Origin of the sequence: Halobacterium bonnevillei, assembly GCF_009831555.1 — an archaeon.
Classification (GTDB): domain Archaea; phylum Halobacteriota; class Halobacteria; order Halobacteriales; family Halobacteriaceae; genus Halobacterium; species Halobacterium bonnevillei.
On record NZ_WUUU01000117.1, the window covers coordinates 1 to 9,537 of the forward strand.

A 9,537-nucleotide genomic window follows, 5' to 3' on the forward strand; every position below is an offset into this window, starting at 1 on the left:
CCGGTTCGCGCCCCGGTTCCGGTTCGGGGCGCGCACGTGGCTGGTCGGGCTGCCAGCCGTGCTGATGGTCGCCCTGACGACGTACTGCCGGTTCTTCTGGCCGAAGCTCTACCCGCCCTCGTGGAACCCCGTCTACGACCCCGTCGCTGACGCCCTCCGAACTCGCATGGCGCAGACGGGCCTCAACGACACCGTCGGCAGCGTGGACGAGCCACTGGAGCGCACGGAGTCGACGCTGTTCCGCGGCGAGTCCCGCATCGGGAACTTCGTCGCCGACGCCTACCGCTGGGCGGCCGGCACCGACGTCGCGCTCCAGAACGCCGGCGGCGTCCGGGACGGCCCCGCGATCGCGGGCGAGGTGACTGTCGCCGACCTGGTCAGCGTGGTGCCGTTCGAGGAGCCGGTCTCCGTCGCGGAACTCACGGGCGCGGAGCTCCTGGACGTGTTCCGGGGGGCGAAGGGCGGGTCACTCGGGTTCGCGGAGCCCGACTGGTGGCACGCGCACGTCTCCGGTGCGGAACTCGCGTGGAACGACACCACGGACGAACTCGTCGAAGCGCGCGTGAACGGCGACCCCGTCGTCCCGGACCGGACGTACACGCTCGCCACCACGGACTACCTGTTCTACTCGGACGACGAGTTCCCCGCGCTGGACGAAGCCCACCGGATCGACCAACTCGGCGTCCAGCACGAGGTGCTGGCGGCGTACGCCCGCGAGCACGGCATCGACCCCGCAGTCGAGGGCCGCGTCGTCTTCCACCCGGAGGACTGACGCGCGGTCGTTGCCAGCGGTGGCGCGTGCCCGCGCTCTCAGCGACGCGCGCTGCACGCTAGCGATTAAGGCCGTGGTCACCGTCAATTCTGTATGGGCGACTCAGCTACGCGACACGGCGCGACCGACGCCGAAGACGCGGCGTTCCACTTCTCGCACGACGCCGAACCGAGCGACACGCTCGTCTGTGGGTTCTCGGAGTTCGGCCTCGCCGGCCTGACGGCAGCCGACTTCCTCGTCGACCACCTCGAACTCACACAGACGGGACACGTCGCCGCGCCCGGACTCCCGGCCATCACGCCGTTCGAGAACGGCGTCCCGCGACACCACACGCGGTTCTTCTCGCGGCCGGACCTGGACCTCACAGTGCTCGTCGGCGAACTGTTCGTGCCCGTGTCCGTCGCGGCCACGTTCAGCGACGCGCTCATCGAGTGGCTCGACGACAGCGACGTCTCGGACGTCGCTGTGCTCTCGGGGGTGCCGGTCGCACACGGTCCGGACGACCACCGCGCGTTCTACGTGGCGACCGACGACTACCGCGAGGAACACCTCGCCGACGCAGCTGTCCCCCCGATGGGTAACGGGTTCGTCGACGGCCTGAAGGCCGAACTCCTCGAGCGCGGCATCGACGACCCCCTGCGGGCGTGCGTCTACACGACGCCGGTCCACGCTCAGGCGCCCGACGTCGAGGCCTCGATTCGCCTCGTCGAGGCCGTCAGCGATGTCCACGACCTCGGAGTGGACACGGGACCACTGGAGGCGTTCGCCGAGGAGGTCGCACAGCACTACGCGGAGTTGAGCGAGCGGGTCGAGCGCATCGCGGACGAGGAGCGCCCCGACGACCGCATGTACATGTGACCAGCCCCGGCGTGGCGTCGTCACACAGACGGACTGAAACGCGCGCCGAACCCTCCACGAGACACTTTACGGTCGCACCGAACGTACGGGTATGAAGCGCCGCGCGTTCATCGCTACGCTGGCGTCGCTGACGGTCGCCGGCTGCACGGGCTCCGACCCGACCCCCGAGACCGTGACTGAGACGACGCGGACGACGACGAGTTCGACGACCACGCAGCCGACGCAAACCACGACGAGCGCTGCGACGCCGCCGGAACTCCGCGACCTCGGCGTGCCCGTCGAGGACGCGGACTGCCCGTTCGACGCCGAGAGCGTCGACCGCGTGGTCTGTCACCCCGAGCAGACCGGGGAACCGCTGCAACTGACGCCGTCCATGGACGGTCTCACACTGCCGGCCGATTCGGGGACGTTCACGCTCGCGAACGACACCGACTCCGAATTCTTCGCGAACTTCTACAACTGGGGGCTGCACAAGCGCGTGGACGGCGAGTGGTACTACATCGTCCCCCTCGAGTGGCCCGAACCACTGCACACGCTCCCGGCGGGCGAACGCCACGAGTGGACGCTGGAGGTCGACAACGCGCAGGACCCGTCCAGGGGGGTGTCCGGTGAGACCGGCGCCACCGTCGCGCAACTCGGCGGCGGCGAGTACGCCTTCGAGGTGTCGGGGTGGTTCGAGTCCGGTGACCACGACCACCGCATCGGCCTCGGCGTGCGCTTCGACGTCGACGGCGCCCAGATCGAGTTGACGGCCAGCGACGACCTCTCCGGCACCCGGGAGGACGACACTGTCGTCGTCACGCGCGACGACGAGGACGAGGCCCCGACCGAAGCGTTCGTCCTCGAGCGCGTCGGCGAAGGCGGCGTCCCCGCCGGGAAACCGATTCACGACCGCATCGCCGAGCAACTCGTCCGCCCGGCGCCGTGGTCCGAGCGCGCGCTGTTCCGGGACGCGCTCGCGTTCTTCGAGGACGACGTCTCGACGGTCCGCCTCGAGCAGGCCGCCGAGTTCGACCCACTATTCGGCCGCGACGAGCGCTACTACCTCCGGTACAGCGGCGACATCTACGAGGCAGACGTCGTCTCGCTGGACTGACCGGCCGACGACCGCAGGCTAAAAGAGCGGGGTTCCCGTGGGTGGCGGTATGAGCGACGAGAACCTCCGCGAGACGGTCGAACGAGTCGGCGCGGGGTTCGACCTCGGCGAGTACGAAATCGAGGCGTACCTCACCGTCCTCCAGCACGGCGAACTCACGGCCAGCGAGGTCGCCGACCGGACCGACATCCCCCAGCCCCGGGTGTACGACACGGTCCGGAGCCTGAGCGACCGCGGCCTCGTGGAACTCCGGGAATCGCGGCCGATGAAAGTCGTCGCCATCGACCCCGAGGAGGCGTTCGCGGACCTCCAGACGGAGTTCGCCCAGATGGTCGCCGAACTCGAGGACGCGTACACCACGCCGACCCGGGAGACCGAAGCGGTGTCGCTGGTGAAATCCCGGTCGACGATTCTCCGGTACTTCGGCGACGTCATCGAGGACGCCGAGTTCGAACTCGTCTGTTCGCTGACGCCAGCGCTGCTGGAGCGCTTCGAGGAGGAACTCGCGGCCGCCCGCGACCGCGGCGTCAGCGTCGACCTCGTCGTGACGCCCGCCGCGGAAGCCCCCGACCCCGAGGAGTTCGACTACGGACGCGTCGCCACGACAGCGCGCGGCCGCCGCGGCATCACCACGCCCGTCGTCGCAGTCGCGGACGGCCAGTACTCGGTGTACGCGACTCAGGGCGCCGTCCGCGACGACCCCGAGAAGTACGGCGTCATCTTCAATCGCTCCGCGCTCGGCTTCCTCGTCTCCGGGTTCTTCGGGACGGTCATCTGGTCGACCGCCAACGGCGTCCTCCACGAGTCCGACGCGGCGACCGTCGACCTGCCGCGAACCTACGCCTCCATCCGCCGCTGCGTGAAGGACATCCGCGCCCTCGACGGCGACGTCTACGCCACTGTCGACGGCCGCGACGTCCTCACAGCCGACCAGCGCACCGACCGCGGCCGCGTCGTCGAGACGAAACTCGAGGACACAGAACAGGTCGCCACCATCGTCCTCGACACGAGCGACGGCCGCGTCGAAGTCGGCGGCCGCGTCGCCGCCTACGAGGACGTCGAAGCCCACGAGATCACCATCGGGCGAGACGAACCGCCGGCACCGTAGCTCAAATCGCTGCGCTCGACAGCCCGCCACGCAGTCCGCCCGCAGAAGCAACCGCTGACCGTCCGGGCTAGAACTCGATGACGCCGTCGTCGGTGACCACGCTGTCCAGCAACGCCGTCGGCGTCGCGTCGTACGCGGGATTCTTCACGTCGAACCCCTCCGGCGGTTCGCGGATGACTTCGCTGGGGTCCCGGAAGTCGTTCTCGAAGCGGAACCCCTCGTCGACGAGCTTCGCGCTCGACCCCGAGACGGTGACCGGCGTCCCCGTGTCGTGGGCGGCCGCCGTCAGCGGATACGTCCCCACGCGATTGTAGTACGTGTCCTCGACGATGCAGTCCATCCCCAGGAACACGCGGTCGCACTCCGAGAGGTAGTACCCCGACGCCCCGTCCACGATGAGCGTCGGCTCGATGCGGTCGATCGCCGCCAGCGTGCGCGCCGTCTTCCGACCGAGGTGGCGCGGCCGCGCTTCCGTCACAAACACCTCGAAGTGCTTGCCGTCTTGGGCCGCGAGTTCGAACGCCTCCAGCACCGTCGACGAGTAATCGTGGGTCAACAGCGTCTGCCCGTCCTCGATCCACTCCGCAGACGCCTCCGCCGCCGCGTGCTTCGCCGCCTCCACGGACTCCACCACGGTATCGATCGCCGCCGCCGTCACCTCCTTCGCCTCCGCCACCGACGCCGGCTCCGCGTCCCGCACCCGCGCGACGATGTCGCGCTGCGTCGTCACCAGCGACGCGTGCGACGGATTCGCGCGTCGCAACGCGTTACTGTTGCGCTCCAGCGCCCGCTCGTACTCCTCGACGGTCGGATACTCGTTGTCCACGAGGTCCAGGAGCGCGCGAGCAGCCTTCACCGCGACGACCGAGGAGGAATGCGTCCGCATCTCGCGAATCTCCTCGGCAGTCTCGTCTATCATACTCGATGCATCCGTCGGTTCGGGCATAGGCTTTCCGAAGTATGCCACTCGGAAGCCCTCCGCCCTCGCGCGCGGCGCGCCGCGCGCTCGGTCGTCGCCCTTGCAGTCCACCAGGCTACCGGTTGCGTGGGTTAGTTTGGGGTGTGGGGTGTGTGAGTTGGTTCGGGGTGTTGGGTGAGGGTGGCACAGAACTTCTCACAGGATGCGCATTTTCACTGAGGAACTCGCCGAGTGCGCTTGTCGTAGATACGCGAACGTCTCGCCGAGAGGTGTATCAGCCTCCCGTTCTCGGTGCCGGGGCCCTGCTGAATACGGGGCGGAATCGGACACGGACGAAGCGTTCCCACAGAACGGTGAGGAAAAGTAACATTTCTTATTATTTTTGGCTGTCTACTTGTGTTTGGTTGCACATCCTCTCCAAGCAGACACTCACTCACCCCGAAGTGAACGATTCCGTGTACAAGCGGTCTAACCGGCCTAATTCCGACACTGAGGGTACCAATCCCGGCGGCCACCCCATGTCACACGGCGACATTGCCCACGGTCCTTATTGTTCGCTGGGATGACTGTCGAAGCATGGCGGACACAGACCACATCGTCGTCGCGGGCAGTGGGCGCGTGGGTTTCCGAATCGCACAGCACTTCGTGGACAGGGGGACGGACGTCACGGTGATCGAAAGCGACCCCGATGCTGTCGACCGGATGGCCGACGTGAGCGAGGTCGCGGTCGTCGCAGGCGACGCGACAAAGCCCTCGGTCCTCCGGGAGGCGCTCTCCGACCAGACGAGCGTTCTCGCCGCCCTCACCGACGTCGAGCACTCGAACCTCGCCATCTGTATGGGTGGCAAACAGGTCCGCCCGGACCTCCGCACCGTGGCTCGCGTCGAACACGAGGACGCCGACGAGTACGCCGAATTCGTCGACACCGTCTACCTCCCGGAACGCGCGAGCGTCAAGGCGGCGGTCAACGCAATCGCGGACAGCGACGTCCGAACCCTCGAAGAGGTCACCGGCGACCTCGAGATTCTCGACATTCGCCTCGACTACGACGCACCGGCCGCCGGGGACGTCGTGGCCGACGTGCTCCCGGAGGGTTCGGTCGTCATCTCCCAGGCAGACGGCCACGTCGCCGTCCAGCACTCGACCAAACTGGTCGCCGGCCGCCGGTACCTCGTCGCCGCGGACCTCGACGTAGTCGACGAGGTTATCTACCAGTTCCGTGGCGATGCGGACTGAGTCGGGACCGTCGACCCACCGCCGGTGCTGGTGGACGAGTAGCTGACCGTACTCAGGGTGACAGCGTCGAACTGAGTCCCCGGCGGTGATGGCTCGGCTGCAACTGATGGCTACCCGCTCTGTACGCATCGCTCGAACACCACGTACGCCAGCGGTTCCATGACGCCATATGTCGGTTGTGTGGGCAGGATTTGGGTGCCCGGTATGCGGTGCCTCGCTTCCGCGTCGCTGTCCGGTTCGGTCCGGTGCCGTCAGCGAGTTGCCTAAGACGCTGGGCGCCCAATTCCTGGGTATGGTCTCCGTGTCGTACTACTGCCCGCGGTGTGGCGCCGTGGCGGAGTTGGACCGCGACCCCTACCTCGCGGACAAGTCCGTGACGCCGTTCCCGCTCGAGGGGTGGCGCTACGTCTCGCCGTCAGACGACTTCGAGGACGAGGACGCCGACGGCGTGAAGTTCGTCTGCGGCCGCGACGACGCGGACTGGTCGCACCCGCCGGATTCGGACGCCGAGGGCGAACCCGGGTGCGGAGAGCCGTTCTACCTGAACTTCGTGCGCTACGAAGCGGGCGAGGAAGTCAGCGGGCAACCGGAGTCCGAGTACGTCCGACTGGCAGAAGAAATGGGGCCGAGTGGACCGAACGGGCCGTCCGGCCCCCGATTCTCGCGGTAACGAGTGACGTGGTCGTCGCCGAGAGCGCGACGGCGGTCCTGTTGGCGAACTGCACAGAAACCCACACGTTTTACTCGCGGTGTGCTGTGGTCTCCGCGTATGCCGACACTTACGCGTCGCGACGCCGTCCGCGGGGGCGTCCTGTCGCTGGCCGCGCTCGCGGGCTGTGCGACAGGTGGGGACTCGAACTCCGGGGCGGGCGGCGACCAGCCGCGACTCGACAGGGTACGCGTCAGCAACCGCGTCTCGCGGGCCGTCTCGCTGGACCTGCAGCTGGAACTCGACGGCGAAGTCGTGTTCTGGGACGACATCGAGATGCCCGCCGCCGGCGAGGACGACGAAGTCGAGGGCGCGGAGTTCGCGCCGCCGGACTTCCCGCGCGAGCGCGGCGACTGGCGCATCCGCACCCGCGACCGGGACACCGACGAGACGTACACCACGCAGTTCACCAGCGAGACCACCGCAGAATCCTGTCTCGACCTCGGCATCAACGTCCGCGAGGACGGCATCGAGATCACGTACGTCGCCACCCACGACTGCGAGGACGTGACGACGACGCAGCAAACGGAGTCCTGACTGCCGAATCCGCTCCCCGAGCGCGTCCCGACTCCTACCCCTTGATGTTCGCGACGGGGAACGTCCGCACGACTAGATCGCCGATACCGAGGTCGTGGGAGACGCCGACGACCTCGTCGACGTCCTTGTAGACGCCCGGCGCTTCCTCGGCGATGGTTTCGCCGGACGCGGCCTTCACGTAGATCTGGTTCTGCTCGCGGAGCGCCGTCTGGACGCTGCCGCCGCCGTACTCCTGTTTGGCCTGCGTGCGACTCATCAGGCGGCCGGCGCCGTGCGCGGTGGACCCGAACGACCGCTCCATGGACTGGGCGCCGCCTTTCAGCACGTAGCTGCCCGCGCCCATGCTCCCGGGAATGATGATCGGCTGGCCGACGTCGCGGTACGCCGTCGGCACGTCCGGGTGGCCGGCGGGGAACGCGCGCGTCGCGCCCTTCCGGTGGACGTAGAGGTCGCGCTGGACGCGGCCGCCGTCGCCGTAGAGGCTGTAGCCGTCGTCGGTGACGTAGACGTCGTGGGGCTCCCGCTTCGCGATGTTGTGCGCGACGTCGTAGAGGAGGTCCATCTCGAGGGCCTCCCAGGACTGGTCGAAGACGTCCGCGAACGTCTCCCGCACGGCGTGCGTGATGAGCTGGCGGTTCACCCACGCGAAGTTGATGGCCGCGCACATCGCGCCGTAGTACTCGTCGGCCAGTTCGGAGCCGGCCGGGGCGGCCGCGAGGTCTTTGTCCGGCAGGCTCGCGACGAAGTCCGGGTGCTCCTCCTCGATGCGGCGGACGTAGTCCGAACACACCTGGTGGCCGAGGCCGCGGGACCCGCAGTGGATGAGCACGACGACCTGGTCCTCGCTGAGCCCGAACGAGTCGGCGGTGTCGTCGTCGTAGACGTCCGTGACGCGCTGGACCTCCAGGAAGTGGTTCCCGGAGCCCAGCGACCCCATCTGGGTCGCGCCGCGGTCCTTGGCCTTCTGGGAGACGGCCGAGGGGTCGGCGTCCGGCCGTCGGCCCTCGTCCTCGCAGTGCAGGAGGTCGTCACGGACCGCGTAGCCCTCCTCGTGACACCAGTCGACGCCGCGCTCGAGGGCGGCTTCGAGGTCGGCGTGGTTCCCGTCGTGGACGCCGCCCCCGCCGAGCCCACAGGGGACGGCGTCGAACATCGCGTCCACCAGTTCCTCCTCGCGGCCCTGGACGTCCTCGTACGTGAGATTCGTCCTCAGCATGCGCACGCCGCAGTTGATGTCGAAGCCCACTGCTCCTGGCGAGATACAGCCGTCTTCGGCGTCGAAGGCGGCGACGCCGCCGACCGGGAAGCCGTAGCCCTGGTGGCCGTCGGGCATGCACAGCGCTGGCGCGACGACGCCCGGCATGCAGGCGGTGTTCCGCAGCTGTGAGAGCGTGCGGTCGTCCTGGATCTGTTCGAGGAGCGCCTCGTTGGCGAACACGCGCGCCGGGACGCGCATCTCGTCGTCCCGGGCCATCTCCCAGACGTTGTCCTCGACCTCGCGGAGCGTGAGGCCGTCGGCGTCGAACGTATTCATACTCGATAGTGGGCGTGGAGTCCGGGAATACGTTTCGTCTGGCCGCGGCCCGGAGCAGTCCGTGTCAGTTCGCTTCAGTCTTCGTCAGCCGGCTGTGGTTGGCAGCGGCGACGATTCGACGACGCTGGCGAGGCGCTCGTCCAGGGAGACCGGGCCGCCGCCCGTCACGAACAGCGCCGACGACAGGCCGAACAGCGTGATGTGTGCGAGCACAGGGTCGTCGGGAAGCCCGAACAGCGTCGTGGTGAGCACGACAAACGCGACGGCCGCGGTGGCGCGCGTGAACAGGCCGACGAGCAGGAAGACGCCGACGGCGAGTTCGATGAGACCCGCGCCGACCACCCAGAGGCCGGGGTCGACCGGCACGACCGCCGTGAGGTCGTACTTGTCGACGACTGCCAGCGCCCACCCGGGGTTGGCGAGCTTCTCCCAGAACCCGAGGAGCGCGAAGTTGAAGCCGACGCCGAGGCGCAAGACCGTCGGGGCGTACTGTTCGTAGGGGTCGACGAGTACATTGAACCGCTCGACGATCGGATGCAGTGGGTCGAAGCGACCGTAGACGCTGCCTTCAGCGGCGGCGACGCGCTGGAGGAGGTGGTCGGCGCTCGGGCGACCCGCCCCGAGCAGGAGAATGCCGAGGAACCCGCCGGCGTACTCGCTGGCCAGCAGGAGCGTCGGTTCGACCGCGAGGCCGCCGAGGTACGCGAGCAGGCCGACGAGCGCGACGACGCGCGTCGCCAGGGCCGAAAGACGGACGAAGAACCCGAT

Annotated in this window: 10 protein-coding genes; 7 read left to right on the forward strand and 3 right to left on the reverse strand. The window is 68.4% G+C overall.

The window, feature by feature from the left end; translation table 11 throughout:
* From GRX66_RS13010 to trmB, 4 genes are all read left to right on the forward strand, one after another.
* A partial coding sequence (locus tag GRX66_RS13010; RefSeq protein ID WP_201293014.1) for a 5'-nucleotidase C-terminal domain-containing protein occupies positions 1-772 on the forward strand: 772 nt, incomplete at its 5' end.
* Positions 773-865: 93 nt separating this feature from the next.
* On the forward strand, positions 866-1,630 hold the full coding sequence (locus GRX66_RS13015) for a proteasome assembly chaperone family protein (protein ID WP_159526948.1): 765 nt from the start codon (positions 866-868) through the stop codon (positions 1,628-1,630).
* 91 nt (positions 1,631-1,721) lie between these two features.
* Positions 1,722-2,726: a hypothetical protein gene (locus GRX66_RS13020; protein ID WP_159526949.1), complete on the forward strand. Its 1,005-nt coding sequence runs from the start codon at positions 1,722-1,724 to the stop codon at positions 2,724-2,726.
* A gap of 49 nt (positions 2,727-2,775) precedes the next feature.
* Positions 2,776-3,834, forward strand: a complete 1,059-nt coding sequence (gene trmB, locus GRX66_RS13025; RefSeq protein ID WP_159526950.1) for an HTH-type sugar sensing transcriptional regulator TrmB — start codon at positions 2,776-2,778, stop codon at positions 3,832-3,834.
* Between the two features lie 67 nt (positions 3,835-3,901).
* Here the strand turns inward: trmB and GRX66_RS13030 are convergent, their stop codons facing one another.
* A complete protein-coding gene (locus tag GRX66_RS13030; RefSeq protein ID WP_159526951.1) occupies positions 3,902-4,753 on the reverse strand; it encodes a translation initiation factor eIF-2B in 852 nt (283 codons plus the stop codon).
* 576 nt (positions 4,754-5,329) lie between these two features.
* Between GRX66_RS13030 and GRX66_RS13035 the strand changes: the two genes are divergently transcribed.
* The 3 genes from GRX66_RS13035 (at position 5,330) to GRX66_RS13045 (ending at position 7,235) form a co-directional block, all read left to right on the forward strand.
* The gene (locus GRX66_RS13035; RefSeq protein WP_159526952.1) at positions 5,330-5,989 is read left to right on the forward strand and encodes a potassium channel family protein; all 660 of its coding nucleotides are present in this window, start codon (positions 5,330-5,332) and stop codon (positions 5,987-5,989) included.
* A 292-nt stretch (positions 5,990-6,281) separates the two neighbouring features.
* Positions 6,282-6,659, forward strand: coding sequence for a hypothetical protein (locus GRX66_RS13040; RefSeq protein WP_159526953.1), 378 nt, complete (start codon positions 6,282-6,284; stop codon positions 6,657-6,659).
* Between the two features lie 99 nt (positions 6,660-6,758).
* Positions 6,759-7,235, forward strand: a complete 477-nt coding sequence (locus tag GRX66_RS13045; RefSeq protein WP_159526954.1) for a hypothetical protein — start codon at positions 6,759-6,761, stop codon at positions 7,233-7,235.
* A gap of 34 nt (positions 7,236-7,269) precedes the next feature.
* Here GRX66_RS13045 and GRX66_RS13050 read toward each other — a convergent pair whose 3' ends face one another.
* Both GRX66_RS13050 and GRX66_RS13055 read right to left on the reverse strand, forming a co-directional pair.
* Entirely contained in the window at positions 7,270-8,769 is a 1,500-nt protein-coding gene (locus GRX66_RS13050; RefSeq protein WP_159526955.1) for an RtcB family protein, read from the reverse strand.
* Positions 8,770-8,853: 84 nt separating this feature from the next.
* Positions 8,854-9,537 (reverse strand): DoxX family protein (locus GRX66_RS13055; RefSeq protein ID WP_159526956.1); only part of this gene is annotated, 684 nt, incomplete at its 5' end.

Excerpts from the sequence above, each read along its gene's own strand:
- GRX66_RS13015 (WP_159526948.1), top strand. The coding sequence starts at position 866 with ATGGGCGACTCAGCTACGCGACACGGCGCGACCGACGCCGAAGACGCG.
- GRX66_RS13020 (WP_159526949.1), top strand. The coding sequence starts at position 1,722 with ATGAAGCGCCGCGCGTTCATCGCTACGCTGGCGTCGCTGACGGTCGCC.
- trmB (WP_159526950.1), top strand. The coding sequence starts at position 2,776 with ATGAGCGACGAGAACCTCCGCGAGACGGTCGAACGAGTCGGCGCGGGG.
- GRX66_RS13030 (WP_159526951.1), bottom strand. The coding sequence starts at position 4,753 with ATGATAGACGAGACTGCCGAGGAGATTCGCGAGATGCGGACGCATTCC.
- GRX66_RS13035 (WP_159526952.1), top strand. The coding sequence starts at position 5,330 with ATGGCGGACACAGACCACATCGTCGTCGCGGGCAGTGGGCGCGTGGGT.
- GRX66_RS13040 (WP_159526953.1), top strand. The coding sequence starts at position 6,282 with ATGGTCTCCGTGTCGTACTACTGCCCGCGGTGTGGCGCCGTGGCGGAG.
- GRX66_RS13045 (WP_159526954.1), top strand. The coding sequence starts at position 6,759 with ATGCCGACACTTACGCGTCGCGACGCCGTCCGCGGGGGCGTCCTGTCG.
- GRX66_RS13050 (WP_159526955.1), bottom strand. The coding sequence starts at position 8,769 with ATGAATACGTTCGACGCCGACGGCCTCACGCTCCGCGAGGTCGAGGAC.